The following is a 26,950-nucleotide window of genomic DNA, read 5'->3' as shown; positions in this document are numbered from 1 at the left end:
TTGATCTCTACAAAATGGCTGCGTTACTGCGCTGCGCCTGTTTCAGGTAGGCGCTCAATTCCCGTGCCGGCAGCGGTTTGCTGTAGTGGTAGCCCTGACCTTCGTGGCAGCCTTCGGAGATGATGTAGGCCTCTTGCTCGGCGGTTTCCACGCCTTCGGCAATCACCTGCATGCCCAGGCTCTTGCCCAGCTGGATGATCGCCCGAACGATGGTGGCATCGTCGTCGTCATCGAGCAGGTCCTGCACGAAGCTCTTGTCGATCTTGATCTTGTCCAGCGGCAGGCTTTTCAGGTAGCTCAAGGACGAATAACCCGTGCCGAAATCGTCGATCGCAATCAATGCGCCGGAGCGGCGCAGGCTCAACAGATGCTGGGCGGCGGTGCTGATGTCTTCCATCAGGCCGGTTTCGGTGACTTCCAGCTCCAGGCTGCGAGGGGGAAGGCGGTACATCTGCAGCAGGTTGTTGACCACTCGCGGCAATTCGGCGTGGTGCAGTTGCACGGTCGACAGGTTCACCGCCATGCGCAGATCCGGGAAACCCTGATCGTGCCATTCGCGCAATTGCTTGCAGGCTTGATCCAGTACCCATTCGCCAATGGCGATGATGGTGCCGTTCTGCTCGGCGAGCGGGATGAACAGGTCCGGCGGCACCAGGCCATGTTCGGGATGCTGCCAGCGAATCAGTGCCTCGACACCCACCACCCGGTGATCGCGGTAGCTGATCTGCGGTTGGTAGACGAGGTAGAACTGGTCCCGCCGCAGGGCGTCGCGCAGGTCTTTTTCCAGTTCCCGACGGCGACGCATCTCGGTGTCGACGCTGGCGATGTAAAACTGATAACGGTTGCGCGAGCGGGTTTTCGCCAGCGTCATGGTCTGCTCGGCTTTTTGCAGCAGTTTCTCGGTGCTGTCGCCGTCCTCGGGAAACAGGGTGATGCCGATGGTCGCGCGCAGGCGGATTTCCTGATGATCGAGGGCAAACGCCGCTTCCAGATCATCGAGAATGCTTTGCGCCAGTTCGGCGGCTTCGTAAGGTTGTTCGATATCGGCCTGGACCAGGGCGAACTGGTCACCCCCGAGACGGGCGAGGGCGCCGAGGCGACCGCTGTGAGCGCGCAGACGATCGGCCAGGGCCAGCAGCAACTGGTCGCCGGTCTGATAGCTGAACTGTTCGTTGATGCCTTTGAAGTCGTCCAGGCCCACCACCAGCACCGCAACCCGACGTTGCAACTTGCCGGCGTCAACCAGGATCTTGTCCAGTTGTTGCTGCAATTGCTGACGGTTCGGCAGACCGGTTAGGAAGTCGTACTGGGCCATGCGCAGCAGGCTGTTTTCCGCTTCGTGGCGCAGGTGGGTGTTGCGTTCGATGGATTCGAGCAACTGGTTGGCGGTGTTGATCCAGATCCCCAGTTCGTTCTTTTCGTGACCTTTGAGCAGTGGGATCTTGTGTTCGCTGGGGCGGTCCGGATTGATTTCGGTCAGGTGTTCGATGATGCGCGACAGAGGTTTGGTCAGCAGCCAGTGGTAGACCAGGTACAACACCAGGCCCATGGCGAGGGCGCGCAATACGCCGGAAATGAAGATGATCACCGAGTTGACGATGAAACCCTGCCCGTAGGTGGCGGTGTCGAGGGTGATGCTCAGATCGCCGTAATACTCGCTGTAGGGGCCGCGGCCGACCAGTTGGGTGGTGAAGGTGCGTTCCTTGCCAAGAATGAGATCGGTCAGCCAGCGGCTGTTTGAATGGTGCAACTCACGAGATTTTTGCGCGAGCATGGCTTCGTTGGGATGGCCGATGGAGGCCTGGCGCACGGCTTCGTCCTGGAACAGGCCTTCGATGACCTGCATGCCCATTTCCCGATCCAGGCTGTAGACGGCCTGGGTGGAGGGGTCGCGGAACATGTCGAGGATGCGTTGTGCATCGTTGGCCACGGCCTGGCGTGTTTTATAGGCATCGAAAACGATCTGCGCGCAGCTCAAGACTACGCCGACGATCAATGCCGACAGGAGCACGACCCGGAGCAACTTCACCGACAAGCTGTTCTTGAGTTCCAGCTTCAAAGGGTTATTCCTTGTTCCGTGCGGGTAGCATCAAGTTGCCATGAGTATTGGCAATCCCGTGATGGCAGTCAAAGGGACATTCAATCTCATGGTTTTTTGCCTGCAGCTTGGCAGAAAATGCTGTTGTTTTGAGTATTTGCCCTATTAGTACTGTGTCGGTAGTTGGGTCCTTCAACTTGAGGAGGATTGGGACTATTTTTCCTTTTGTTGATGTTAGCCTGCTGTGGCGGGGGGGCAAGGGGCTGAATGCTGGTTTCATTGTCGGAGATTGGCTTGGGTTCTGCGGGTGTCCGCATTTCAACTGTGGGAGTGAGCCTGCTCGCAATGACGGCCTGACAGCCGACCAGTCTCCCGCTGGTGTACATATCCATTTGTGCGGTAACGGCCACTTATGGTTTCGCCCTTACGGCGAGTCCCTTTTGTCAAACGCCACAAAAGGAACCAAAAAGTCTCGCCCCAAGCGTCCGGCCCCTCGCTAAGGCTCGGCGTACCTTCGCTCCGGTATCCATCCGGGGACACTGCCCTCCGGTCTGCTTCGCGACGACCTACATGCAGCGTGTTCGACTGCGTCGAACGGCGCTGCGCGCCACTCCCCGGATGAACACCTCCACTCAGCCTCCCGAAAGGGGCGGGTAGATCAAGATCAAGAGCTGAAGGCGAGCTAACGCTCGGCCTGATGAGTGGTGAGAATCAAAGGCTGTACGCTGAATTCTTGTAGGAGCGAGGCTTGCCCGCGAAGGCGGCCTGACAGCCGACCAATCTCTTGCAGGTATACCCATTCCACTGTAGGAGCGAGCCTGCTCGCGAAGGCGGCCTGACAGCCAACCAATCTCCTGCAGGTACCCCCCATTCCACTGTAGGAGCGAGGCTTGCCCGCGAAGGCGGCCTGACAGCCGACCAATCTCTTGCAGGTACCCCCATTCCACTGTAGGAGCGAGGCTTGCCCGCGAAGGCAGCCTGACAGCCAACCAATCTCTTGCAGGTACACCCATTCCACTGTAGGAGCGAGCCTGCTCGCGAAGGCGGCCTGACAGCCAACTAATCTCTTCCTGATGCCTCCCGATTGATCGTTCCCATGCTCCGCGTGGGAATGTCGCCCGGGACGCTCCGCGTTCCATTTTTGTGTGTTGAACAATGTGTAAAAAACTCAGCGTTTTCCCACGCATTTTTCAGGTTGCCGGGTAGGAAGCGTGTTCTCTAACCTCTGGCTGTCGCTGAAAACTCAGCGACCGGGTGTGAGAGCCCGTAGAGGTTTTAATACAGCGCCAGTACCACCATAATTGCCGCCAGCTTATCCGCTGCCAGCAAGTTTTTTATGGCGGCTGTGTGCGGGCAGACTTCGGTCTGGCCGGGTCTATTCCTCTACCGGTTTCTCACTCCGCACATAGCTGCCTCCCCTCCGTCGCGTGAGAAACGACGGGTGATGGCACCCGTTTGATTAGAGGAATTTCAGTTTGGATAAGTTAATCCCCGACCCACCCGTCAACATCGCTCCCACCACCGAAGCCGAAACGCTCCTCAAAGACCACGAAGCCATAAAACGCGCCCTCGACTACTACCTCGACCCGCCAAACCAATACCTCGAAAAACCCCGGCGCCCCAGCACGATGTTCATGATCGCCCCCGACATGGACACTGAAAGCCTCCTGGTCCAAGCCTGCGAGTCCCTGGCTTCGGCCAGCGTCATGGCCAGCGATTTCGCCTCGAACCTGATCGGTCCGCAGCGCAACACCGTGCTGGCAATCCAGCAGATCATCATGCTGGCAGAACTGGCCGTGAACCGGGCGCTTGATAACGTCGATCCGGCATAGCATTCCAGAGACCCCGTCATCGTTCTTCGCGAGCAGGCTCGCTCCCACAGGAGATCGAGCGGGTTTTATAAAGGGTGTGTTCACTGTGGGAGCGAGCCTGCTAGCGAAGGCGGCCGGGTAGTTGATTCGATGTTTAGAGCGACACACGGCAGTGAATACTTCCAAAGCCCATAAAAAAACCCGGCATAAAAGCCGGGTTTCTTGTCTGGCGTCGAGCTTAAGCCTTGAAGGTTTTGCCTTCAAATTGCTCAGCCACGAATTTCCAGTTGACCAGGTTCCAGAACGCTTCGACGTATTTCGGACGAACGTTGCGGTAGTCGATGTAGTAAGCGTGTTCCCAGACGTCGCAGGTCAGCAGCGGGGTGTCGCCGCTGGTCAGCGGGTTGCCGGCGCCGATGGTGCTGGCCAGGGCCAGGGAACCGTCAGCTTTTTTCACCAGCCAGCCCCAACCGGAACCGAAGGTGCCGATGGAGGTTTTGCTGAATTCTTCTTTGAACTTGTCGAACGAACCGAAAGAAGCGTTGATGGCTTCAGCCAGTGCGCCGGTTGGTTGACCGCCGGCGTTTGGCGCCAGGCAGTTCCAGTAGAAAGTGTGGTTCCAGACTTGAGCGGCGTTGTTGAAGATGCCGCCCGAGGAAGACTTGACGATTTCTTCCAGGGTCTTGCCTTCGAACTCGGTGCCTGGCACCAGGTTGTTCAGGTTCACGACGTAGGTGTTGTGGTGCTTGTCGTGGTGGTATTCCAGAGTTTCCTTGGAAATGTGCGGCTGCAGGGCATCGTGTGCGTAAGGCAGCGGCGGCAATTCGAAAGCCATGATGATTCTCCTAATCAGGTCAGTTGCGGTGAGCGCAAGGCCGATCACGGGCGGCCAGACAAGCGCCGGGGAGTTTGTACTCTTTGCGGCGCATCGGATCGGATCATAGCACCGGGGGTGCGGCATAACCACGCAACAACTGTGTGGGATAGAGGTTCCAGAGCCTTTTGGAATAATCAGCTGGCGACGATTAATTGAAACGCCACGGCAAACATCATCACCGCCACCAGCAGATCGAGAATCCGCCAGGTGCTGGGCCGTGCCAGCCAGGGTGCCAACCATGCCGCGCCGAGTGCCAGGGTGAAAAACCACAACAACGACGCACTGGCCGCCCCCACGACATAAGCGCCGGGCTCGGTTTGCTGCGCGCCGAGGGAGCCGATCAACAACACGGTATCCAGATAAACGTGCGGGTTGAGCAAGGTGACGGCCAACGCGCTGAGCATCACCGCACGTAGCGAGCGCACCGTCTGGTTTTCACCTTGTTGCAGGCTTTGTTTCGAGCACGCCCGACGCAGCGCCTGACTGCCATACCAAATCAGAAATACCGCGCCACCCCAGCGGGCGACCGCCAACAAGGTCGGGTTTTGCGCCAGCACCGTCGCCAGCCCGAATACCCCGGCGGCCACCAGCAAGGCGTCGCAGGTGACGCACAGCGCCGCCACCGGCAGGTGATGTTCACGTCGAAGGCTCTGCGCCAGCACAAACGCGTTCTGAGTGCCGATCGCCATGATCAGCCCGGCGGCCACCAGCAGGCCATTCACATAGCTTTGCCACATAAGGGTTTACTCCGCGTTGGCTGCCAGGTCGCGCAACACGTGCATTGCGCGTTGGGCATCGGCCTGACCGACGAATAAATGGTCGTGGTAGTAACCGGCGATCACGTTGCAACTGATGCCGGCCTGGCCCAATGCCGTGGCGAAGGCGGCGGTGAGGCCGACGGCTTCGAGGGCTGAGTGCACGTTCAAGGTGATCCAGGCCGCGACGTAGTCGAAGCTGAAACCGGCCTGCTCGGCGAGGGAGCGTTCGAGAATGACGGTCAGCCCCTCCTGCTCGCGAAAGCTGCCGACGATCGCTAGGCCGGCGGGCAATTGGCCGTCGCGCAGGGTGCAAAATACATATTCACCCTCGTTGAGGTGCGGGCTCATGCTGCGCAGCAGGGTTGCCAATGAAGTTTCGCCAGCCATGTCGGTGATCCTGTTCAAGAGTGCTTGCTGGCTATTCTCCGGTGCAACGCGGTATAAGAAAAACCAATCATGCTGATCGCTCATTAGGAAAACTGATGTTCGACTATAAATTGCTGTCCGCCCTGGCCGCCGTGGTCGAGCAGGCCGGGTTTGAACGTGCGGCGCAGGTGCTGGGCTTGTCGCAATCGGCGATCTCCCAGCGCATCAAGCTCCTGGAAGCGCGGGTCGGCCAGCCGGTGTTGGTGCGGGTCACGCCGCCGGCGCCTACCGAGATTGGTCGGCGGCTGCTCAACCATGTCCAGCAGGTGCGTTTGCTGGAACGGGATCTACAGACGCTGGTACCGGCGCTGGACGAAGAAGGTCTGCCGGAACGTCTGCGCATCGCCCTGAACGCCGACAGCCTGGCGACTTGGTGGGCCGCAGCCGTCAGTGATTTCTGCGCCGAGCAACACCTGCTGCTGGACCTGGTCGTCGAAGACCAGACCGTCGGCCTCAAACGCATGCGCGCTGGCGAAGTGGCCGCGTGCATCTGCGCCAGCGAGCGCCCGGTGGCTGGCGCACGTAGCGTGTTATTGGGCGCCATGCGTTATCGCGCGTTGGCCAGCCCGGCGTTTATCGCCCGGCATTTTCCTGAAGGCGTGCGTGCTGACCTGCTGGCGAAAACCCCGGCGCTGGTCTTCGGCCCGGACGATTTCCTGCAGCATCGTTACCTCGCATCCCTCGGGGTCGATGGCGGTTTCGAACACCATTTATGCCCGTCGTCTGAAGGCTTTATCCGCCTGACCGAAGCCGGGCTTGGCTGGGGCCTGGTGCCCGAATTGCAGGTGCGCGAGCAGCTGGAGCGCGGTGTATTGGTGGAGCTTTTGGCAGATAAGCCCATCGATGTGCCGCTGTACTGGCATCATTGGCGCAATGGCGGTCAGCTGCTGGGGTTGCTGACCGATCAATTGGTGCGTTCGTCGAAGCAATGGCTGGTGCCCTGGAAGCAGCCATAAGCGTCAAGCTGCAAGCCGCAAGTGAAGCGCTTGCGGACCGTTTTTAACTTGCTGCGTGTAGCTTGATGCTCACCGCTGCATTTGTTGGAGCTCTACATGAAAATTCTGGTTACCGGCGCAAGCGGCTTCATTGGCGGACGCTTTGCGCGTTTCGCCCTGGAGCAGGGCCTGGACGTGCGGGTCAATGGTCGCCGGGCCGAAAGCGTCGAACACCTGGTGCGCCGTGGCGCCGAGTTTATCCCGGGCGACTTGAGCGACCCGGAACTGGCGCGCGAGCTGTGTTCCGATGTCGAAGCGGTGGTGCATTGCGCCGGCGCGGTCGGTTTGTGGGGACGTTATCAGGACTTTCATCAAGGCAACGTGCAGGTCACTGAAAACGTGGTCGAGGCCTGCCTGAAACAGCGGGTCCGACGCCTGGTGCATTTGTCGTCACCGTCGATCTACTTCGATGGCCGTGATCATCTGGGGCTGACCGAAGAACAAGTGCCTAAACGTTTCAAGCATCCCTACGCCGCCACCAAATTTCTCGCCGAGCAAAAGGTCTTTGGCGCACAGGAGTTCGGTCTCGAAACCCTCGCCCTGCGCCCGCGTTTCGTCACCGGGGCGGGTGATATGAGTATCTTCCCGCGGCTGCTGAACATGCAGCGCAAGGGACGCCTGGCGATCATCGGCAACGGCCTGAACAAGGTCGACTTCACCAGTGTGCAAAACCTCAATGAAGCATTGCTCAGCAGCTTGCTGGCCAGCGACTCGGCCTTGGGCAAGGCCTACAACATCAGCAACGGCACGCCTGTGCCGTTGTGGGACGTGGTCAATTACGTCATGCGCAAGATGGAAGTCCCACAAGTGACGCGCTACCGTTCCTACGGCCTGGCCTACAGCGTTGCCGCGCTCAACGAAGGGGTGTGTAAATTGTGGCCGGGCCGTCCCGAGCCGACGTTGTCACGGCTGGGCATGCAGGTGATGAACAAAAATTTCACCCTGGACATCAGCCGCGCCCGGCATTATCTGGACTACGATCCGAAAGTCAGTCTCTGGACGGCCCTCGATGAATTCTGCGGCTGGTGGAAAGCCCAGGACATTCGCTGACTTTTGCAGTGACAAACCTGCCAGCACTGAACCGAGTTTGGCGTTGAGGGTCAATCGCTGCGGCCGTGGGGTTTATACTCGCTGCCTATAGCCATCACCGCGTTCCACAAAGGTTGACTCAATGTCCATGCGTAACGATGCCAACGACGACTTCGATGATGTTCCAAGCCTGCGCGCCGACGTCCCCGATGACGATGATTTTCCGACCTCGAAACGCACCTCCGTGCATTCGCGCACGGCGCCGGTGGTCAAGGTCAAAAGCGCCAGCACCGGGCCTCTGTGGGCACTGGTCGGGGCTTTGTTCTTCGCATTCGCCGGCCTTGCCTGGTGGAGCTTTCAACAGATTTCGCTGATGGAACAGCAACTGGTGGCCACCCAGGAAAGTTTCGCGCGGATCAGTGAGGATGCGGCGGGACGCTTGCAGGACATTTCCGGCAAGGTGGTCGCCAGCCAGACCAACGTCACCAGCGACAGCGAAGCCCTGAAGTTGCAAATCAAGCAGCTGGAAAACCAGTTGCAGGACCAAAGCAAGCAGCAGCAAGGTGTTGTCGGTCAGACCAGCGACCTGGACAAGCGTCTGGCACAAATGACCGCACAAACCGCCGATCTGGACAAGCGCCTGGCGCAGATGACCGCCCAGAGCACCGAACACCAGGCCGCCAACACGCAATTGCAGGCGCAGGTCAAAGCCTTGAGCACCGAGTTGGCTGCGCTGAAAAGCGCCCCGGACGACACCAGCAAGTTCGACGCCCAGCTCAAAAGCCTCGGCGCCGACATCGTCGCGCTGAAAAAACAGGGCAACCCGAGCGCCGCCATCGAGCGACTGGAACAAGACATGATCGTGCTCAAAAGCCAGCAGGACAACCGCCCGGCAGCAGCGCAAGGCGTCACCAATACCGCCGAGTTCGATGCCTTCCGCGGCCAGACCACCCGCAACATCAACACCCTTCAGGCGCAGATCCAGAATCTGCAGCAGCAACTCCGCGCAAGGCAGTAAACCTTCGACAGCTGCTACAAGGGCCTGAAAATTCGTACATATCCCATAGCCGTCTACGCTCTTGAAACACCGACAAGAACGAGGGGATGCGCTATGGGGGTTCTGCACAAGTGGGCCGTGCTGGGGTGGATGCTGTTGTTGTGTCTGGGGCAGGTTCAGGCGGCTACGGCGGAAAAGGATGACAGCCAGGCGGCCAAGGCCTTGCTGGAAAAAGCCCTGGCCTACTACCACGACAACGGCGACAAGGCGTTCGCGGCGTTCAGCCGTCAGGGCGAGTTTGTCGACAAGGATCGTTACGTCTTCGTGGTCGATACCAAGGGCGTGATGCTTGCCAGTGGCGGGCCGTCTTCGGCCTTGATCGGGCGTGATGTGACCGAAACCCTGGGACCGGATTTGCAGAAGGCCTTCAAGGACGCCTTGAAAGTGCCGGAGGGCAATGGGATTCAGCAGGCTGAATACCGCTGGCAGAACTGGTCCGACGGCAAGGTCGAGCGCAAGCATGTGTTCTATCAGCGCGTTGGCCAGCGGATTCTGGCCGTGGGTTACTACCTGCCACGGGCGTCGGCGGAACAGGCGATGGCCTTGCTGAACAAAGCGGCGACGGATCTGGCCAAAGACGAGAAGGGCACGCTGACTGCGATCAACTCCCTCAAGGGCGGCTACTTGCAGGATGACCTGTACGTGTTCGTCGTTGACCTCAACACCCAGCGTTACGTGGCCCACGGCACCAACCTGCGGTTGATCAATACCGACTTCGGCAAGATCAAGGACCCGGAAGGCAAACCGGTGGGCGAGCCGATCCTGGCGTTGATTGCCAAGCAGGATTACGGCGAATACGAATACCGCTGGAAAAACCCGGTCACCAACAAGGTTGAAGACAAGCATGCCTACCTGAAAAAGGTCGGGCATTTTCTGGTGGCGGTCGGGTATTACAGCCCTTGATTCATCGGTGTCTGTGAGGACGCCTTCGCGAGCGGGCTCGCTCCCACAGTAGATCTCCAGTGTTCACAGCATTTGTGGACGACAAAGATCCATTGTGGGAGCGAGCCTGCTCGCGATGGCGGGCGACTCGGTCTATCTATCGGACTTTATCCTCACGCCCCCGCAACACCCTGTTCGGCATCGCAACCGCCGCCGCCAACCCCAGCAACGACACCGCCGCACTGACCATCAGCAAATGCCTGAACGTCAGCGCCAACTCGGCGCGCAAGGCGTTCTGCGCCTCCCCCGGTGCAGCGTTCAAACCGTCCAGCAACACATTCCCTGAACGGCCCTCGGCAATCATCGACGAACCGGCCAGGTGGGCGAAGCTCGAATCCTGCAGCAGCGCCAGCAACAGCGCCGACATCAATGCCACCCCCACCGCGCCGCCCAGCGAGCGGAACAGGTTGGTGGTGCTGGTGGCGACGCCGATGTCCCGCTGTTCCACCGAGTTCTGCGTCCCGACCAATGACGTCGGGAATTGCATGCCGCTGGCAATGCCGCTGAGCAACATAAACAGACTGCTGAGCAAGAACGCCTGGGGCGGACTGAAAGCCATGCCGAGAATCGAGATCGGCATCAGCACCGCCCCTGCCAGGATCATCGGTTTGTAGCGCCCGGTCACCGAGGTGCGGCGTCCGGCGAAATAAGCCCCGATCGGCAAGCCCATGGCCAGCGGCAACAGGTGCAGCGCGGCGCTGTCGGCCCCGGCGCCGGTGACGCTCTGGAAGCGCAGCGGCATCAGCACGATCAGCGAGATGGCCTGGAAACTGGTGAAGAAAATCGTGCACCAGCACAGGATCGCATTGCGGTTGGCAAACAGGTGCATCGGCAGCAATGGCTCCCGCGCCCGGCGCTCATGCCAGACGAACAGCGCCAGCACCAGCACCGCGCACCCGAGCAGGCCCAGCACTTCGGCGCTGCGCCATGAGTGGCCCTGACCAACTTGCGTGATGCCCAGCAGCAAGGCGGTCAAACCGATAATCATCAGCAACGTGCCGAGGTAATCGATGATCGGTTGGCGTTGTGGCACGGGCAAACCCACCAGTGTGCGATTGGCCACCAGCCAGGCTCCGATGCCCAGCGGCAGGTTGATCAGAAATACCCAGCGCCACGACAGGTATTCGGTCATGTAACCGCCGAGCACCGGGCCGGCCACACTCGCCACGGCGTACATGCTGCTGAAATAACCCTGATAGCGACCGCGCTCCCGGGGCGGGACGATATCCCCGATGATCGCCTGGCTGACCGAAATCATTCCGCCCGCACCGATGCCCTGGATGATTCGCGCCAGCACCAGTTGTTCCATGCTTTGGGCCATGCCGCAGAACAGCGAGGCGAGGGTGAACAGCCCCATTCCGAACAGCATCAACTTGCGTCGGCCGTACAGGTCGCCGAGCTTGCCGTAGATCGGCACCGCCACGGTCATCGCCACCATGTAGCCGGAAATCACCCAGGCCAGCAGGCTGACGTCCTTGAATTGCGCGGAGATGGCCGGCATGGAAACGGCGACGATGGTCTGGTCCAGTGCGCCGAGAAAGATCGCCAGCATCAGGGCGATCAACACGCTGCGAATAGCCGGTTTAGGCGTTTCAGGCTGGTTGAGATTGGTCACGGTGGAACCTGCGGGCAGTGAGTGTCCCGCACGAGGCAATGGCGAGCGGGGATGCTCACCAGTGTAAGTCGGTAGGAGGCTATTCGATAGCCTCATAAGGAAGCCCGACGTAATTTTCTGCAATGGTTTTTCGACCAGCCTCGGAGTGTACGAAGTAATCCAATTCCGACTCGCAGATGCGCTGGCTGAAGGCGTCGTGATCATCGAAGCGGTGCAGCATCGACGTCATCCACCAGGAAAACCGTTCGGCTTTCCAGACCCGGCGCAGGCAGATCTCAGAGTATTTCTCCAGCAGATCGAGGCGCCCCTCGGCGTACACCTTTTGCAAAATGGTGAATAAGGTGCTGACGTCGCTGGCTGCCAGGTTCAGGCCTTTGGCACCGGTGGGCGGGACGATGTGCGCCGCGTCGCCGACCAGGAACATCCGCCCGTACTGCATCGGTTCGACCACAAAACTGCGCAGGGGCGCGATGCTTTTTTCGATGGACGGCCCGGCCACAAGAGTATCGGCCAGCGCCGCAGGCAGGCGCGATTTGAGCTCCTCCCAAAAGCGCTCATCCGACCAGGCGTCGACCTTCTCGTCGGCCGGCACCTGAAGGTAGTAACGCGTGCGGGTTGCCGAACGCATGCTGCACAAGGCAAAACCGCGTTCGTGGCGGGCGTAGACCAGTTCGTCATGGACCGGCGGCGTATCAGCGAGAATCCCGAGCCAGCCGAATGGATAGACCCGCTCGAAGACCTTCAGGCATTCGGCAGGAATCGACTGTCGCGCCACGCCATGGAAACCGTCGCACCCGGCGATGTAGTCGCAATCTAGGCGCCAGGTCTCGCCATCCTTCTCAAACGTCACGAACGGTTCTGCGGTTTTCATTGCGTGCGGTACGACATTGCCGGCCTGGTAAATCGTCTGCGCGCCAGCCTCCCGACGAGCGGCCATCAGGTCCCGGGTGACTTCGGTCTGACCGTAGATCATCACGGTTTTGCCACCGGTCAGGGCTTGCAGATCGATGTGTACCCGGCGTCCGTCGAGGGCCAGCTCGAAACCGCCATGGACCAGCCCTTCGGCATCCATGCGCTGACCCACCCCGGCCTGACGCAAAAGCTCTACCATGCCTTGTTCGAGGACACCGGCGCGGATTCGGCCGAGCACATAGTCGGGGGTCTGTCGTTCAAGGATCAGGGTGTCGATTCCGGCGTTATGCAGCAATTGGCCGAGCAGCAAACCGGAGGGGCCGGCGCCAATGATGGCGATTTGGGTTTTCAGCGTTTTCATTGTTTTTATGACTCGCAAGCTTCACGCGACCACGGCCGGTGAATGATTTTTATGGATCGAGTGCTTGCATTTTTCCCTTGCGGGTCTGTCAATTGAAGGTGAAAACTGAGCCGATACCTGTACATTCTGCCAATCGGTGCGATTATCGCCCGTAACCCTCTGAGGCCTGGATTGAAGTGATGAACAAGCCTGACCTACCTTCGATTCCAGTGTTCAAGCTCTACGGTGAAAGCCTGGACTGGCCGACCCCCGACTTGCTGCACTGTGAAACCATTTCCAAACGCAGCCGCGAACATCAATGGGAAATCAAACCCCATCGTCACGCTGATTTGTGCCAGTTGCTCTTCGTATTCAAAGGTCAGGCAGAGCTTGAAATCGAAGGCAAACACACGGAGCTGACCGAACCGGCGATCCTGATCCTGCCGCCGTTATCGGTGCATGGTTACCGGTTTTCCGAGGACGTCGAAGGGTTCGTCGTGACCCTGGCCGCGCCATTGATTGCCCATCTTCAGGCGCAACTGGGCAACTCGGTGAACGCGTTGGCCCAAGCCGAAAGTTACCCGGCGGGCAAGGACAGCGATTACCTCAACAGCCTGTTTTCAGCGCTGCAAGAGGAATACACCGGGCACCAGCCTGCGCGTGAAATGCTCATGCATTCGCTGGTCAGCGTGATCATGGTGTGGGTCAGCCGCCAGGTGATTTCGCGCCGCGCTGCCAGTCAGCGTCCGCACCGTGCCCGGGAGTACCTCAACGGTTTTATCCAGCTGGTGGAAGAGACCTACCGTCAGCACGTCAAGGTCGAGGACCTGGCGCATCGGCTGGGGATCTCCGTGTCGCACCTCAACGGCACCTGTCGTGAACTGGCGGGGCAACCGGCGTTGCAGATCATGCACGAGCGACAGTTGCTGGAAGCCAAGCGCTTGCTGACCTACACCAGCATGACCATTTACGAAATGTCCGACGTGTTGGGGTTTTCCGATCCGACCAACTTCACACGCCTGTTCCGGCGTCGGGTAGGGATCTCGCCCAAGGCTTTTCGCGACCGCTTGAAGGCCGATCAGGACAACGAGGCCTGACCGCCTTCGTTACCGAAGGGCATTGAGGGTCGCGTTGTGGGGAATGCAGCGCTCGAAGTTACAACTCGCGTAGTCGCGGGGCAGTTGTCGCAACTGCTCGACACGCCAGGCGGCGGTGCCATACAGCGCCAGCGTCGCCGCGCAGGTGACGAAAATGGCGAAGTATCTTCTTGTTTTGGTGTTCATGGCGTTGACCTCTGAACGAATACCCTCCGGTATTACTTTGAGCATAGGTCAGCGGGAGTGAGTTGCCAGTGACAGGGCTTTTGTATGTACCCCGACATTCAGAACACTGATACCCCCCTGTGGGAGCGAGCCTGCTCGCGATAGCGGAGTGCCAGGCAACAGAGATGTTGAATGTCGGACCGTCATCGCGAGCAGGCTCGCTCCCACAAGGGGAGTGGAGTCGAGGGCAAAGGCTGCGGTATCACCAATCAAACTGTGGGAGCGAGCCTGCTCGCGATAGCGGAGTGCCAGGCAACAGAGATGTTGAATGTCAGACCGTCATCGCGAGCAGGCTCGCTCCCACAAGGGGAGTGGAGTCGAGCGCAAAGGCTGCGGTATCACCAATCAAACTGTGGGAGCGAGCCTGCTCGCGATAGCGGAGTGCCAGGCAACAAAGATGTCAGATTTCAGACCGACATCGCGAGCAGGCTCGCTCCCACAAGGGGAGTGGAGTCGAGCGCAAAGGCTGCGGTATCACCAATCAAACTGTGGGAGCGAGCCTGCTCGCGATAGCGGAGTGCCAGGCAACAGAGATGTTGAATGTCAGACCGACATCGCGAGCAGGCTCGCTCCCACAAGGGGAGTGGAGCCGAGGGCAAAGACTGCGGTATCACCAATCAAACTGTGGGAGCGAGCCTGCTTGCGATAGCGGAGTGCCAGGCAACAGAGATGTTGAATGTCAGACCGTCATCGCGAGCAGGCTCACTCCCGCAAGGGGAGTGGAGTCGAGCGCAAAGGCTGCGGTATCGCCAATCAAACTGTGGGAGCGAGCCTGCTCGCGATAGCGGAGTGTCAGGCAACAGAGATGTTGAATGTCAGACCGTCATCGCGAGCAGGCTCGCTCCCACAAGGGGAGTGGAGTCGAGGGCAAAGACTGCGGTATCACCAATCAAACTGTGGGAGCGAGCCTGCTCGCGATAGCGGAGTGCCAGGCAACAGAGATGTTGAATGTCAGACCGTCATCGCGAGCAGGCTCGCTCCCACAAGGGGAGTGGAGTCGAGCGCAAAGGCTGCGGTATCACCAATCAAACTGTGGGAGCGAGCCTGCTCGCGATAGCGGAGTGCCAGGCAACAGAGATGTTGAATGTCAGACCGTCATCGCGAGCAGGCTCGCTCCCACAAGGGAGTGGAGTCGAGCGCAAAGGCTGCGGTATCACCAATCAAACTGTGGGAGCGAGCCTGCTCGCGATAGCGGAGTGTCAGGCAACAGAGATGTTGAATGTCAGACCGTCATCGCGAGCAGGCTCACTCCCACAAGGGGAGTGGAGTCGAGCGCAAAGGCTGCGGTATCACCAATCAAACTGTGGGAGATTCTATGTTTGGGGGGAACACCCAAACATAGAATTTGGCTTGTATTCGGTTTGGTTTTTCATCAGGGCAAACATCACTCTGGCCAGCTTGCGTGCCAGGATAACCAAGGCCTGAGTGCCTTTTAGACCTCTGGCCAGATAGCGTTCGTAGTACGGCTTCCAGGTCGGCGAACGGCTGGCAGCCATAGCGCTATTGTGAAACAAGCGCCGGAACTCCGAGTCCCCTCGTTTAGAGAGTCGGCGCTTTTGATCCTTTTGTCCTGACTGCCTCACACGCGGATCCATGCCGAGGAAGGCGACGTACTCGTCGCTGTTGGCAAATTCCCCACGCATAAAAGCAGTGGCCGCTGCGGTGGCCGTCAGGAGCCCTACGCCCTCGATGGCCTGGCAACGCTTCACCTGATCATCAATCCCACCTTCCTCAGCAATTTCCTTGAGCGTTTTCTGAATCATCTTTTCGAACTGGGCAATGGCGGCCAGAAGCTGGTTGAAGTGCTCTTTCAGCAAGGATTCGTTTTTCCAGCTCTGCTTGAGTGCAACACAGGCCCGGACCAACTGAGCCCGACGGCGAAGCAGGCTTTTCATTTGTGTGTAAGCCTTCGGTGGCGGATTCCAGATCCTCAATCTGTCGGATTCGCGGCTCAAGTAACGGGCCAGCAGTTCGGCATCCAACGTATCTGTTTTCGCCCTCATGCCTATTCCATCGCGGTATTTGTTGAGGCGACTGCCATCGATGACGTAAACGTCATGGCCCATTTCATGGGCCATTTCCGTTGTATCAAGGTGATAGATATTGGTCGCTTCTAGCGCGATAGCGCTGTGCGCTGGCAGCGTCTTGAGCCATTGCTTCAAGGTTGATCGCTTGTTCGCGATATTTAGGGTCTTTTCCAGGTCGGATCGATAGATAACGATCTCGTCCTTCGCCACATCCACACCGACGACCACCTGCGAATCCAGGATTGTCATGGCACACCCTCCGAGCTAGGGTTTAGATACTTGACGGGGTTCACCGTTGCGCTGGCTTGTTTCTATCGTCGGTCCGAGCCGATGCATTCCTTATCGGCGCATTAGGTGAAGGGGTGGGACGAAGTCTCCCACGGTCTGTACTGGTCAGAGTCAGATGACGAGCTTTAGTCCCACCCACCCCTTCAAGTCTAAACATACAAGCGAGCCTGCTCGCGATAGCGGAGTGTCAGGCAACAAAGATGTCAGATTTCAGACCGTCATCGCGAGCAGGCTCGCTCCTACAAGGGGATTCGGTTACAGGCCGATATCCCATGCCGGCTCTTCGGGAAACCTGAGCACCAGAAAATCCAGCATGCTGCGTAGCGCCGCCGGCATGTGCTTGCGTGAGGCGTACACCGCGTACACGTTCATCTGCCGGGGCTCGGCGTGTGGCAGCAGGCGGATCAGCTCGCCGCTGTGGATATGCACACCCGCCTGATAACTGGGCAGCATTGCCACCCCCGCACCGGCCATGGTTGCGCGCAGCAATGTGCTGGCTTCGTTGGCGCTGATGTTGCCTTGCACTGGCACCGACACCGGCTCGCCGTTCTCCTCGAAATGCCAGAGGCTTTTGCCGAAGTAGGAGTGGGTCAGGCAGTTGTGCTGGCTCAAGTCCTCGACCCGCTGCGGTGTCGGGTGTTCGCTCAGGTAAGCAGGGGAGGCGCAGATCACCGAGCGGCAGACGGTCAGCCGCCGGGCGATCAGGTTCGGGTCAAGGTCGTTGCTGGTGCGGATCGCCAGGTCGATGCGTTCATCCACCAGGTTCACCGTGCGGTCGAGCATCTGCATGTCGATGCTGACACCGGGGTACCTTTTGACGTAAGCCGCCATGGCATCCGCCAATTGCGCCTGGCCGAACGAGGTGCTGACGCTGATGCGCAGCAAGCCACGTGGCGCCTCGTCCGGCTCGCTGACAGCGGCTTGCATGTCGGTGGACAGGTCGAGCATCTGCCGACACCGGGGCAGAATCTCGCTGCCGGCGGCAGTCAGGCTCAATTTGCGCGTGGTGCGGTGCATCAAACGCGCGCCGACCCAGTCTTCCAGCTCGGCCAGATAACGCGATACCACCGGCCGCGACAGGTCCAGATGATCGGCGGCGGCCGACTGGCTGCCGAGGTCGACCACTGAGACGAACACTCGCATTGCTTGTAGACGATCCATGATTTGCCCGCTTTCAGAAACAAACTATGTTCAAGCATCGCATTTTTTGTACTGAGTCATGCAACTAAGCTCTGTCCCCATCGCCAGACACGGCATTTGGACAACGGAGCAACAGATGATCGGCTTCACCTCTCTCAAGCGCTTTTTGCTGGCCACCGCCACCCTCGGCTTCGCGGCCCACGCGGCTGCGGCATCGACCCTGACCCTGGACGTGTACAACCCGGGCGACAAGGCAATCTTCCCGGTGACCTCGGTTCTGGTCAGCGGTGAGAAAGAAGCGATTCTGGTCGACGCGCAATTCGGCAAGTCCCAGGCCGAACAGGTGGTCGAGAAAATCCGCGCCAGCGGCAAGCAACTGACCACCATCTACATCAGCCACGGTGACCCGGATTACTACTTCGGCCTCGACACCCTGACCGCCGCCTTCCCGAACGCCAAAGTGCTGGCCTCGCAGCCGACCGTGGATCACATCAAGCACACCGTCGACGGCAAACTGGCGTTCTGGGGCCCGAAAATGGGCGCAGACGTGCCGGCCAAAACCATCGTGCCGGGCGTACTCAAGGGTGACAACCTGATGCTTGAAGGGCAGAAGTTGCAGGTGGTGGGCCTGGACGGCAAGCAGCCGGACCGGACCTTTGTGTGGATCCCGTCGATCAAGGCCGTGGTCGGTGGCGTGGTCGTCGCCGAAAACATCCACGTGTGGATGGCCGACACCCAGACCGCGCAATCCCACACCGATTGGTTGGCTACGCTACATGCCATCGAAACCTTGAAACCGAAAACCATCGTGCCGGGGCATTACCTCGGTGAGAGCGCCCGTTCGCTGGCCGCCGTGCAGTTTACTGCCGATTACATCAAGGCCTTTGACGAAGAAACCCCAAAGGCCAAAGACGCCGCTGCGCTGATCGCCGCCATGAAAAAACGCTTCCCGACTTTGGGCGAAGACAGCTCGCTGGAGCTGAGCGCGAAAGTCGCCAAGGGCGAGATGAAGTGGGGTGAATGAGTTTATGTGGCGAGTGGATTAACTGTGGCGAGGGAGCTTGCTCCCGCTGGACCGGGCTGGCGCTCCAGTGCGAAGCGCTCCCCCGCAGTGTTTGAGCCACAGCGCACTCTCAGGTTTTACGACTGCTGCGCAGCCGAACGGGAGCAAGCTCCCTCGCCACAATGTTGGATGCCAAACGAATACGCGTGTACTCAAGCCAACTGGAGAACGTCATGAGCAAAATCGCAATCATCGGTGCCACCGGCCGTGCCGGCAGCCAATTGCTGGAAGAAGCCCTGCGTCGGGGTCATAGCGTCACGGCCATTGCCCGCGACACCTCGAAGATCGGCCCGCGTGCCGGTGTGGTTACCAGGAACGTCGATGCCCTTGATGCCCAAGCGTTGCAGGCGGCCGTCGCTGGTCATGACGTGGTCATCAGCGCGGCACACTTCGCGACCCTTCCCGCCAGCGCGGTGATCGGGCCGGTGAAAAAGGCCGGGGTGAAACGACTTTTGGTGGTGGGCGGTGCAGGTTCATTGTTGCTGCCGGACGGCACTCGCGTGATCGACAGCAAGGGCTTTCCTGAGGAGTACAAGGCTGAGGCGAGCGCCGGGGCTTTGTTTCTGGAAAACCTGCGTCAGGAACAGGATCTGGACTGGACGTTCCTGTCCCCGTCGGCGGAATTCGTCGAAGGTGAGCGCACCGGGGCGTTTCGGGTGGGCAAGGATGATTTGCTGGTGAGCAGCGAAGGGCGGAGCTGGATTTCGTTCGCCGATTACGCGATTGCGCTGATCGATGAAGTGGAAGCGCCGAAGCATTCGCGGCAGCGGTTCACCGTCGGTTACTGAGTCACTGAAGAACCTGTGGGAGCGAGCCTGCTCGCGATAGCGGTGGGTCATTCAACAAATATGCCGACTGACCCACTGCTATCGCGAGCAGGCTCGCTCCCACAGGGTTATGCGCCAAGTCTTCGAGGCTCAGCGTGACTGAGCCTGCTCCACCAACCACCCCAACAACTCGCGCAACTTCGGCGAAGGCCCGGGTTTTTCCGGGAACACCAGGTAATACGCCAACCCTGTCTTCACCTTCAATTCAAACGGCATGACCAGTCGCCCAGCGCTCAGGTCGTCGCCAATCAACGACCAGTCCCCAATCGCCACGCCAGTTCCTTGGGACGCCATCGACATCGCCAGGTCCAGGGTTTCAAAATGCTGGCCCTTGCCGACATTGCTCAAGCGAATATCGGCGCTGGCCAGCCAGGCTTTCCAGTCGCGTTCATCGCGGGTCGGGTGCAACAGCATGTGTTGTTCCAGATCCTCCGGCGCTTGCAGCGGCACCGGCCCCTCGAGGTAGGGCCTGGAGCAGACTGGCGTCAGTTGCTCATCGAACAGCCGATGGGACGCCAGTGATGTCTCCGGGGGTACGCCATAGATCACCGCCGCATCGAACTGCTCGCGATGAAAATCCACGCCGTGTTTCACCGTGGTGGTCAGTTCGACCGGCACATCCGGGCGCTCCCTTTGCCACTGCACCAGGCGCGGCAGCAGCCAGCGCATCACGCACGTCGGGGCCTTGAGTTGCAGGGTTTCGCGCTTCTCGCCGATCTGTTCCACCGCCTCGTCGATCAAGCCGAAAATCTGCTGCACCCGTGGCAGCCACTCCCGTCCTTCAGCGGTCAGGCTCAAGCCCCGGGCCTGGCGGATAAACAACTCATAACCCAGATGTTCTTCCAGCCCGGCGATCTGCCGGCTCACCGCGCCTTGGGTGATGTAGAGCTGTTCGGCGGCCCGAGTGAAGTTGCAGCACTGCGCGGTAATCAGAAAAGTGTGCAGCGCCGGCAGGGGAGGCAATCGTTTCATTTGGATCCAAGGTATGACGTGAGGACATGGCTAGTATGACTTTTTATCCATTGTTGCGGCTACGTGTCGCCCGTTCCAATGAGGCCATCCCTGGACCTGCCCACGCATCATAAACACTGCGCAGGCCCGGCGTCTCAAACGAACAAAAAGGGCAAAGACATGGCGACGTGCGGCGAAGTATTGGTCAAGTTACTCGAAGATTACGGGGTCGAGCAGGTGTTCGGCATTCCTGGGGTTCATACCGTGGAGCTGTATCGCGGGCTGGCCCGTTCGAGCATCAACCACGTCACGCCGCGTCACGAACAGGGCGCCGGTTTCATGGCCGACGGTTATGCGCGCACCAGTGGCAAACCGGGTGTGTGCTTCATCATTACCGGCCCTGGCATGACCAACATCACCACCGCCATGGGCCAGGCCTACGCCGATTCGATCCCGATGCTGGTGATTTCCAGCGTGCAATCGCGCAGCCAGCTGGGCGGTGGTCGCGGCAAGCTCCACGAGCTGCCGAACCAGAGCGCCTTGGTCGGCGGCGTGGCGGCGTTCTCCCACACCTTGATGTCGGCAGCTGAATTGCCGGGCGTATTGGCCCGCGCCTTTGCTCTGTTCCAGGCCGGCCGTCCACGCCCGGTTCACATCGAAATTCCGCTGGACGTGCTGGTCGAAGAAGCCGATGACCTGCTCGCCAGTCTCCCGGTGAACATCGACCGTGCTGGCGCCTCGCCAAGCGCCATCAGCCGCATGACCGCGCTGCTGGCCGGCGCCAAGCGCCCACTGATTCTCGCGGGTGGCGGTGCCATTGATGCCGCCGCCGAGTTGACCGAGTTGGCCGAACGGCTGGACGCACCCGTGGCCCTGACCATCAATGCCAAAGGCATGCTCGAATCCAGTCACCCGCTGCTGATCGGTTCGACCCAGAGCCTGGTTGCGACCCGTGCCTTGGTCGCCGAGGCCGACGTAGTGCTGGCCATCGGCACCGAACTGGCCGAGACCGATTACGACGTCACGTTTGCCGGCGGTTTCGAGATTCCCGGCGTGCTGCTGCGCGTGGACATCGACCCCGACCAGACCGTGCGCAATTACCCGCCGAAAGTCGCCCTGGTGGCGGACTCGCGTAACGCCGCGCAAGCCTTGCTCAGTGAACTGTCCAAGCACTCGCTGGCCGAGCGTCGCAACGATTGGGGACAAGTCCGCGCTGCCCGTCTGCGTGACGACCTCGCCGCCACCTGGGACGCCCCGACCCTGGCCCAGACCCGCTTCCTCGAAACCGTGTTGCACGAATTGCCGGACGCAGTGTTCGTCGGCGATTCGACCCAACCGGTGTACACCGGCAACCTGACCTTCAACCCGGAACGCCCGCGTCGCTGGTTCAATTCGTCCACCGGTTACGGCACCCTCGGTTACGCCTTGCCGGCGGCAATCGGTGCCTGGCTCGGTGGCAGCCTTGAAAACGGTGCGCGTCCTCCGGTGGTATGCCTGATCGGTGACGGCGGCCTGCAATTCACCCTGCCGGAACTGGCCAGCGCCGTTGAAGCGCGCACCCCGGTGATCGTCCTGCTGTGGAATAACCAGGGCTACGAAGAGATCAAGAAATACATGGTCAACCGCGCCATCGAACCGGTGGGCGTGGACATCTACACCCCGGACTTCATCGGTGTGGCCAAGGCGCTGGGCTGTGTGGCGGAAGCGGTCAACGGTGTTGAACAACTGCGCAGCGCCTTGCGCAGCGCCGCCGACCGTCAGGGCCCGACCCTGATTGAAATCGATCAGACCCAGTGGATGAAGGCGGTGTCGAAATGAGTTTCCCTACCACTCTGGACGGCCTGTACATCAACGGCCAATGGTCGGCTGGCAACGAACATCTGCGTGTGATCAACCCGGCGACCGAAGCCCTGTTGACCACCGTGAATGGCGGCGATGAAAAAGCCGTCGATCAAGCGGTCACCGCCGCCACCCAGGCGTTCGGCGAATGGTCGAAAACCACCGGTGCCGAACGCGGCGCGATCCTGCGCAGAATCGCCGCCGGCGTGCAGGCCGGGCGCGACCACTTGATGAAGTTGCAGTCGAGCAACAACGGCAAGCCGCTGTTCGAGGCCGCCATTGACGTCGATGACGTGATCGCGACGTTCGAGTATTACGCCGGTCTTGCCGAAGGCCTCGATGCCAGACAAGACAGCAACATCGAGCTGCCCACCGACGATTTCAGCGCTCGCGTGCGCCGTGAACCGTGCGGCGTGGTCGGCCTGATCGTGCCGTGGAATTTCCCGATGGTCACCACGGCCTGGAAACTCGCCCCAGCCCTGGCGGCCGGTTGCTGCGTGGTGCTCAAACCGTCCGAAGTCACGCCGTTGCCCGAGCTGGAACTGGCGGCGATCGTCGCTGAGGCCGGCTTGCCGGATGGCGTATTCAACCTGGTCTGCGGCACGGGCCTGGCCGTCGGCGCGCCGCTGTCGGTTGACCCGCGCATCGCCAAAATTTCCTTCACCGGCAGCAATGCGGTCGGTGTGCAGGTCATGCAACGTGCGGCGGAAACCGTCAAAGGCGTGAGCCTGGAACTGGGCGGCAAATCTTCGCTGCTGGTGCTCGCTGACGCCGACATCGAACTGGCGGTGGAAGTGGCCTGTGGCGGCGGTTTCTTCAACGCCGGGCAAATGTGCTCCGCCACCAGCCGCGTGCTGGTCGCTGATGAATTGGCAGATGAGTTCCTCATCCGATTGAAGGCCCGCGCCGAAGCCATTCGCGTCGCCGACCCGTTCGACCCAAACGTGGAAATGGGCGCGCTGGTCAATCAGGCGCAATACCAGCGTGTGCTGGGCCACATCGATCGCGGTTTGAGCGCCGGGGCCAAGCTGGTTTGCGGCGGTAATCGCCCTGCAGACCTGCCCCGCGGCTATTTTTTGCAGCCGACGATTTTCACCGAAGTGCCCCAGGGCAGTGCGTTGTGGTGTGAAGAGATTTTCGGCCCGGTGATCTGCGTGCGCAGTTTCGCCACCGAAGCCGAAGCGATTGCCCTGGCCAACGACAGCCAGTTTGGTTTGGTGGCCAGCGTGGTAACTCGCGACAACGAAGCCGCGGATCGGGTCGCCAACGCCTTGCAGGCGGGACTGGTGTGGATCAACGCGCCGCAAGTGATCTTCCCGCAGACCGCTTGGGGTGGCTACAAACAGAGCAGCATCGGCCGCGAATTGGGGCCGTGGGGCTTGCAGGCTTTCCAGGAAATCAAACACGTGATTCGCGCCGTCTGAAGGCACGAAACAGGTGAGTGCATGCCTCGTATCGAGGCATGCACTGGTGTCATGGCTTCGATGAGTTTTTATCGATAGTCAGGTGTTTTGCACGACCTCAGGATGAACTCACTGGTTCAGCCAAACCCCCGAAAATACGAGGGAAAACGCTGATCCGGCTGCGCGGATGCAACAGTTTCGACCTGCCTTATACCTACAAAAACAAAGGGAGTCCGTAATGGGCGAACATGATCTGAACAGACGTCAATTCATCAAAACCGTGGGCGTGGCGTCCGTAGCTGCGGCGGCCATGAGTTTGCCCTTCGTCAAGGCCAATGCCAGCGACACGCGCTTCCAGGGCAAGACCCTGCGCCTGTTGACCTGGTCCGACGACACCGGCCTGGCTGCACTGCGTAACATCGCGGCCACCTTCGAAGACAAATATGGTTGCAAGGTCATCGCTGACCGCACCGGCAGCACCTCGGAAATGGTCGCCAAACTCAAGGCCGCCGGTGATCGTCCGCAGTACGACATCATCACCCTGGCCGGCGTAGGCGCCGAAGGTCTGGCAGCAGCCAATCTGCTGGAAAAACCAGACCTCAACCGCATTCCCAACCTGGTCGACGTACCGGAGAAATACCGTACCGGCGCTAACGGTCACGGCATCGGTTACCTGCTGTGGTGCAACAGCCTCGTCTACAGCACGCGCACCATCAAGGAAGCACCGGACAGTTACGCCGCCCTGTGGGACGCCGAGCTGTCGCCGAACATCTTCCTGCCGCCGCCGAACTGGACCGAAGCGATGGACCTGATCATCATCGCCGCCAAACTGGCCGGGGGTGACGAGCACAACATCGAGCCGGGCTTCAAGAAACTCGCCGAGCTGAAAGACCGTGTGGTCACCCTGGGTGAAAACCCGAACCAGATCGCCGAATTGTTCCGCACCGGTTCCCTGGACATGGGCGGCCTGTACGCACCGGCGTTCTTCCCGAAACAGATCCGCGATCCGGCCTATGGCCTGGGCGCTACGTTCGGGATGAAGGAAGGTTTCTACACCGACCTGATGCTCTCGGTGATGCCGAAGAACCGTCCGGGCGATACCGACCTGACCTACGCCTTCATCAACCACTCTCTGGACCCGCTGGTGCAGGGCAAGATGGCCGAGGACATCTACAACGGCCCGGTCAACGCCAAGGCGATCATCTCCGCCGAAGCGCGCAAGAGCCCTTACATCCTCACGCCGGAGCAGATTGCCGAGAAGGCGATCATGCACGACAACGCCTTCCTGGCCTCCGTGCATGACCAATGGATTCGTCGTTACACGGAAATCTTTTCTTCCTGATTGAGTGGCGAACACAAGATCTTCAACCACTGAAGATCCCCTGTGGGAGTGAGCCTGCTCGCGAATGCGGTCTGACATTCACCATTGATGTCGACTGATGGATCGCTTTCGCGAGCAGGCTCGCTCCCACAGGGGGCTGATGTGGTTTTGAGGGCTGTGTTTGTCAGCTGCTTTCCATTGACGAGACCTTTGCTATGGAACACCAACCTCTGACTCATCCGGTCGCCGCCGCTCCCGTGCGTGCCAATCGGGGTGTTTCGCCGACGGCGCGTGCGTGGTTTTTCCTCTCGCCCTCGATGCTGTTTCTGGGCGTGCTGATTGCCGCCAGCCTGCTGGTACTGCGCATGAGCGTGGGCACCAAAGGCGCAGAGTGGACCGGGTTCAGCCTGGCCAGTTATGCCCAATTGCTCGAACCCTATTACCTCAAATCCTTGCTGCTGACCCTGCGTCTGGCGCTGATCAGCGCGGTGATCGCGGTGTTGCTGGCGATCCCGGTGGCCTACACCATGTCGCGCCTGACCTCGCCATTCGTGCGACGGATCTTCCTCGCGGCGGTGCTGCTGCCGTTGCTGGTCAACCTGCTGCTGCAAAGCTACGGCTGGCTGGTGATTCTCGGCCCTGGCGGCATGCTCAATCAGGCACTGATGGGCCTGGGCCTGATCAAGCGACCGATCATGCTGCTCTACAACCAGAACGGCGTGTTGATGGGCCTGGTGCAAACCGCGTTCCCGTTGGCCGTGCTGCCGATTGCCAGCGCCATGCGCGGCGTCGCCCGCACTTACGAAGAAGCCGCCGCCACCTTGGGGGCAAGTCGCTTCCAGGTGTTCCGCCAGGTGGTGCTGCCGATGAGCATGCCGGGGATCATCACCGGCGCGACATTGGTGTTTGCCTACAACGCCAGCAGTTTTGTGGTGCCGTTGTTGCTCGGCGGTCGGCGCGTGCCGATGCTGGCGGTGATGGTGCATGACCAGATCGCCCCGCTGATGAACTGGCCCGCCGCGTCCGCTGCCGGTGTGGTGCTGATTGTCACCACGCTGGCGATCATGACCTTGTCCGAATTCATCACTGGCCGTCGTCGGCGCATGCTGGAGGCTTCCCAATGAGCACGTTGACCAAGAAACGTTATGGGCTGCTGCCCGGTGAGACCGGCAAGTTTGCCGGCATTCTCTCGGGCTTCATCCTGCTGCTGGCGGTGTTGCCGATCCTGACCATGATCGTCATGTCGTTCAGCGGCGCATCGAACCTCGACTTCCCGCCGAGCAGTTACAGCCTGCAATGGTACAAGGCGGCCTGGCACACCTTTGTGTCGCCCGATGCCAGCGATGTGCTGAGCCTGGGCAAAGCCATGACCACCAGCCTGATGGTGGCGTGCCTGACCATGGTCTTCGCCACCATTGTGGCGGTGCCGGCGGCTTACGCGCTGACCCGTTGCGAGTTCCGTGGCAAGGCCGTGGCGCTGCAACTGATGTCGCTGCCGCTGGTGTTTCCGATGGTGGTGTTGGGCCTGGCATTGCTGCTGGTGTTCGACAGCCTGCCGTTCCAGATGACCACCTCGCGGCTGGTGATTGCCCACGTGATCCTGGCCCTGCCGTTCGTGGTGAAGAACTGTACCGCCGCAATGCTCTCCATCGGCAGCGAAGTCGAAGAGGCCGCGCAAATGCTTGGCGCTTCACCGCTGCGGGCGATCATCGATGTGGTGGTGCCGTTGATGAAGTCGGGGATTCTGGCGGGCATGCTGCTGGCGTTCATCGTCTCGTTCAACGAATTCACCGTGACCTATTTCCTCTACACCATCGATGTGATGACCGTGCCGATCTGGATGTACAGCCGCACCGTGTCGTCGCTCGACCCCACCGTATTTTCGTTTGCCGTGCTGATCGTGCTGATCGACTTCGTCCTGATCTGGGCGCTGGAGAAGCTGGTCGGTGAAGGTGGCGTTTCGTTCTGA

23 protein-coding genes are annotated in these 26,950 nt (G+C 60.1%); 13 read left to right on the top strand and 10 right to left on the bottom strand.

The annotated features are described in order from the left end of the window. Positions 1-7 precede the first annotated feature (7 nt). Positions 8-2,059: a putative bifunctional diguanylate cyclase/phosphodiesterase gene (locus tag JIO00_RS23040; RefSeq protein ID WP_010457618.1), complete on the bottom strand. Its 2,052-nt coding sequence runs from the start codon at positions 2,057-2,059 to the stop codon at positions 8-10. A gap of 1,454 nt (positions 2,060-3,513) precedes the next feature. Here JIO00_RS23040 and JIO00_RS23035 point away from each other — a divergent pair. Next, on the top strand, positions 3,514-3,870 hold the full coding sequence (locus JIO00_RS23035) for a DUF6124 family protein (RefSeq protein ID WP_154501498.1): 357 nt from the start codon (positions 3,514-3,516) through the stop codon (positions 3,868-3,870). A gap of 217 nt (positions 3,871-4,087) precedes the next feature. Here the strand turns inward: JIO00_RS23035 and JIO00_RS23030 are convergent, their stop codons facing one another. The 3 genes from JIO00_RS23030 to JIO00_RS23020 form a co-directional block, all read right to left on the bottom strand. Then, a complete protein-coding gene (locus JIO00_RS23030; protein ID WP_010457614.1) occupies positions 4,088-4,684 on the bottom strand; it encodes a superoxide dismutase in 597 nt (198 codons plus the stop codon). Positions 4,685-4,860: 176 nt separating this feature from the next. Beyond that, positions 4,861-5,463, bottom strand: a complete 603-nt coding sequence (locus JIO00_RS23025; RefSeq protein ID WP_010457612.1) for a LysE/ArgO family amino acid transporter — start codon at positions 5,461-5,463, stop codon at positions 4,861-4,863. A 6-nt stretch (positions 5,464-5,469) separates the two neighbouring features. After that, on the bottom strand, positions 5,470-5,871 hold the full coding sequence (locus JIO00_RS23020; protein ID WP_010457610.1) for an ACT domain-containing protein: 402 nt from the start codon (positions 5,869-5,871) through the stop codon (positions 5,470-5,472). Positions 5,872-5,966: 95 nt separating this feature from the next. Between JIO00_RS23020 and JIO00_RS23015 the strand changes: the two genes are divergently transcribed. From JIO00_RS23015 to JIO00_RS23000, 4 genes are all read left to right on the top strand, one after another. Beyond that, positions 5,967-6,866 carry a LysR family transcriptional regulator ArgP gene (locus JIO00_RS23015; RefSeq protein ID WP_200666899.1) on the top strand — a complete coding sequence of 300 codons (900 nt, stop codon included), beginning with the start codon at positions 5,967-5,969 and terminating at the stop codon, positions 6,864-6,866. A 96-nt stretch (positions 6,867-6,962) separates the two neighbouring features. Then, entirely contained in the window at positions 6,963-7,955 is a 993-nt protein-coding gene (locus JIO00_RS23010) for an NAD-dependent epimerase/dehydratase family protein (protein ID WP_010457606.1), read from the top strand. Positions 7,956-8,076: 121 nt separating this feature from the next. After that, positions 8,077-8,952: an ATPase gene (locus JIO00_RS23005; RefSeq protein ID WP_010457604.1), complete on the top strand. Its 876-nt coding sequence runs from the start codon at positions 8,077-8,079 to the stop codon at positions 8,950-8,952. Positions 8,953-9,045: 93 nt separating this feature from the next. Next, positions 9,046-9,894: a cache domain-containing protein gene (locus JIO00_RS23000; protein WP_145311002.1), complete on the top strand. Its 849-nt coding sequence runs from the start codon at positions 9,046-9,048 to the stop codon at positions 9,892-9,894. Positions 9,895-10,030: 136 nt separating this feature from the next. On the opposite strand, the gene JIO00_RS22995 is transcribed toward JIO00_RS23000, so the two are convergent. Beyond that, the gene (locus JIO00_RS22995) at positions 10,031-11,548 is read right to left on the bottom strand and encodes an MDR family MFS transporter (RefSeq protein ID WP_145311005.1); all 1,518 of its coding nucleotides are present in this window, start codon (positions 11,546-11,548) and stop codon (positions 10,031-10,033) included. Positions 11,549-11,627: 79 nt separating this feature from the next. After that, positions 11,628-12,812, bottom strand: a complete 1,185-nt coding sequence (gene pobA, locus JIO00_RS22990; RefSeq protein ID WP_200668665.1) for a 4-hydroxybenzoate 3-monooxygenase — start codon at positions 12,810-12,812, stop codon at positions 11,628-11,630. Between the two features lie 188 nt (positions 12,813-13,000). On the opposite strand from pobA, the gene JIO00_RS22985 reads away from it, so the two are divergent. After that, positions 13,001-13,897, top strand: a complete 897-nt coding sequence (locus JIO00_RS22985; protein WP_010457596.1) for a helix-turn-helix domain-containing protein — start codon at positions 13,001-13,003, stop codon at positions 13,895-13,897. A gap of 9 nt (positions 13,898-13,906) precedes the next feature. Here JIO00_RS22985 and JIO00_RS22980 read toward each other — a convergent pair whose 3' ends face one another. From JIO00_RS22980 to JIO00_RS22970, 3 genes are all read right to left on the bottom strand, one after another. Next, positions 13,907-14,083 carry a hypothetical protein gene (locus tag JIO00_RS22980; protein WP_200666897.1) on the bottom strand — a complete coding sequence of 59 codons (177 nt, stop codon included), beginning with the start codon at positions 14,081-14,083 and terminating at the stop codon, positions 13,907-13,909. 1,352 nt (positions 14,084-15,435) lie between these two features. Continuing rightward, positions 15,436-16,398, bottom strand: a complete 963-nt coding sequence (locus tag JIO00_RS22975; RefSeq protein ID WP_017341458.1) for an IS110 family transposase — start codon at positions 16,396-16,398, stop codon at positions 15,436-15,438. Between the two features lie 294 nt (positions 16,399-16,692). Continuing rightward, positions 16,693-17,598, bottom strand: a complete 906-nt coding sequence (locus JIO00_RS22970) for a LysR family transcriptional regulator (RefSeq protein ID WP_202979502.1) — start codon at positions 17,596-17,598, stop codon at positions 16,693-16,695. Between the two features lie 115 nt (positions 17,599-17,713). On the opposite strand from JIO00_RS22970, the gene JIO00_RS22965 reads away from it, so the two are divergent. Then, on the top strand, positions 17,714-18,601 hold the full coding sequence (locus tag JIO00_RS22965; protein WP_077750442.1) for an MBL fold metallo-hydrolase: 888 nt from the start codon (positions 17,714-17,716) through the stop codon (positions 18,599-18,601). A 212-nt stretch (positions 18,602-18,813) separates the two neighbouring features. Then, complete coding sequence (locus tag JIO00_RS22960; protein WP_200666895.1) at positions 18,814-19,428, top strand: NAD(P)-dependent oxidoreductase; 615 nt, start codon at positions 18,814-18,816, stop codon at positions 19,426-19,428. Between the two features lie 129 nt (positions 19,429-19,557). Here the strand turns inward: JIO00_RS22960 and JIO00_RS22955 are convergent, their stop codons facing one another. Further along, the gene (locus JIO00_RS22955) at positions 19,558-20,439 is read right to left on the bottom strand and encodes a LysR substrate-binding domain-containing protein (protein ID WP_010457585.1); all 882 of its coding nucleotides are present in this window, start codon (positions 20,437-20,439) and stop codon (positions 19,558-19,560) included. Between the two features lie 159 nt (positions 20,440-20,598). Here JIO00_RS22955 and JIO00_RS22950 point away from each other — a divergent pair, with 159 nt between their 5' ends. The 5 genes from JIO00_RS22950 to JIO00_RS22930 all read left to right on the top strand — a co-directional run bounded on the left by JIO00_RS22950 (position 20,599) and on the right by JIO00_RS22930 (position 26,950). Continuing rightward, positions 20,599-22,236 (top strand): 5-guanidino-2-oxopentanoate decarboxylase, encoded by a 1,638-nt coding sequence (locus JIO00_RS22950; RefSeq protein ID WP_154912389.1) that lies wholly within the window; start codon positions 20,599-20,601, stop codon positions 22,234-22,236. Further along, on the top strand, positions 22,233-23,681 hold the full coding sequence (locus tag JIO00_RS22945) for an aldehyde dehydrogenase family protein (protein ID WP_010457581.1): 1,449 nt from the start codon (positions 22,233-22,235) through the stop codon (positions 23,679-23,681). Before JIO00_RS22950 ends, JIO00_RS22945 begins: the two co-directional genes overlap by 4 nt. Positions 23,682-23,898: 217 nt before the next feature. Further along, a complete protein-coding gene (locus JIO00_RS22940; RefSeq protein ID WP_010457579.1) occupies positions 23,899-25,002 on the top strand; it encodes an extracellular solute-binding protein in 1,104 nt (367 codons plus the stop codon). Positions 25,003-25,196: 194 nt separating this feature from the next. Next, complete coding sequence (locus JIO00_RS22935; RefSeq protein WP_010457577.1) at positions 25,197-26,105, top strand: ABC transporter permease; 909 nt, start codon at positions 25,197-25,199, stop codon at positions 26,103-26,105. After that, entirely contained in the window at positions 26,102-26,950 is an 849-nt protein-coding gene (locus JIO00_RS22930) for an ABC transporter permease (RefSeq protein WP_010457574.1), read from the top strand. Before JIO00_RS22935 ends, JIO00_RS22930 begins: the two co-directional genes overlap by 4 nt.

The sequence above is a fragment of the Pseudomonas sp. SW-3 genome (assembly GCF_016615645.1).
Taxonomy (GTDB): domain Bacteria; phylum Pseudomonadota; class Gammaproteobacteria; order Pseudomonadales; family Pseudomonadaceae; genus Aquipseudomonas; species Aquipseudomonas mandelii.
The sequence above is the reverse complement of the archived record's forward strand: the minus strand, read 5'-3'. Positions and strand labels throughout refer to the sequence as shown.

Bases quoted from the DNA above. Each gene is read 5' to 3' on its own strand.
- JIO00_RS23030 (WP_010457614.1), bottom strand. From the start codon at position 4,684: ATGGCTTTCGAATTGCCGCCGCTGCCTTACGCACACGATGCCCTGCAG.
- JIO00_RS23025 (WP_010457612.1), bottom strand. From the start codon at position 5,463: ATGTGGCAAAGCTATGTGAATGGCCTGCTGGTGGCCGCCGGGCTGATC.
- JIO00_RS23020 (WP_010457610.1), bottom strand. From the start codon at position 5,871: ATGGCTGGCGAAACTTCATTGGCAACCCTGCTGCGCAGCATGAGCCCG.
- JIO00_RS23015 (WP_200666899.1), top strand. From the start codon at position 5,967: ATGTTCGACTATAAATTGCTGTCCGCCCTGGCCGCCGTGGTCGAGCAG.
- JIO00_RS23010 (WP_010457606.1), top strand. From the start codon at position 6,963: ATGAAAATTCTGGTTACCGGCGCAAGCGGCTTCATTGGCGGACGCTTT.
- JIO00_RS23005 (WP_010457604.1), top strand. From the start codon at position 8,077: ATGTCCATGCGTAACGATGCCAACGACGACTTCGATGATGTTCCAAGC.
- JIO00_RS23000 (WP_145311002.1), top strand. From the start codon at position 9,046: ATGGGGGTTCTGCACAAGTGGGCCGTGCTGGGGTGGATGCTGTTGTTG.
- JIO00_RS22985 (WP_010457596.1), top strand. From the start codon at position 13,001: ATGAACAAGCCTGACCTACCTTCGATTCCAGTGTTCAAGCTCTACGGT.
- JIO00_RS22980 (WP_200666897.1), bottom strand. From the start codon at position 14,083: ATGAACACCAAAACAAGAAGATACTTCGCCATTTTCGTCACCTGCGCG.
- JIO00_RS22975 (WP_017341458.1), bottom strand. From the start codon at position 16,398: ATGACAATCCTGGATTCGCAGGTGGTCGTCGGTGTGGATGTGGCGAAG.
- JIO00_RS22970 (WP_202979502.1), bottom strand. From the start codon at position 17,598: ATGGATCGTCTACAAGCAATGCGAGTGTTCGTCTCAGTGGTCGACCTC.
- JIO00_RS22965 (WP_077750442.1), top strand. From the start codon at position 17,714: ATGATCGGCTTCACCTCTCTCAAGCGCTTTTTGCTGGCCACCGCCACC.
- JIO00_RS22960 (WP_200666895.1), top strand. From the start codon at position 18,814: ATGAGCAAAATCGCAATCATCGGTGCCACCGGCCGTGCCGGCAGCCAA.
- JIO00_RS22955 (WP_010457585.1), bottom strand. From the start codon at position 20,439: ATGAAACGATTGCCTCCCCTGCCGGCGCTGCACACTTTTCTGATTACC.
- JIO00_RS22950 (WP_154912389.1), top strand. From the start codon at position 20,599: ATGGCGACGTGCGGCGAAGTATTGGTCAAGTTACTCGAAGATTACGGG.
- JIO00_RS22945 (WP_010457581.1), top strand. From the start codon at position 22,233: ATGAGTTTCCCTACCACTCTGGACGGCCTGTACATCAACGGCCAATGG.
- JIO00_RS22940 (WP_010457579.1), top strand. From the start codon at position 23,899: ATGGGCGAACATGATCTGAACAGACGTCAATTCATCAAAACCGTGGGC.
- JIO00_RS22935 (WP_010457577.1), top strand. From the start codon at position 25,197: ATGGAACACCAACCTCTGACTCATCCGGTCGCCGCCGCTCCCGTGCGT.
- JIO00_RS22930 (WP_010457574.1), top strand. From the start codon at position 26,102: ATGAGCACGTTGACCAAGAAACGTTATGGGCTGCTGCCCGGTGAGACC.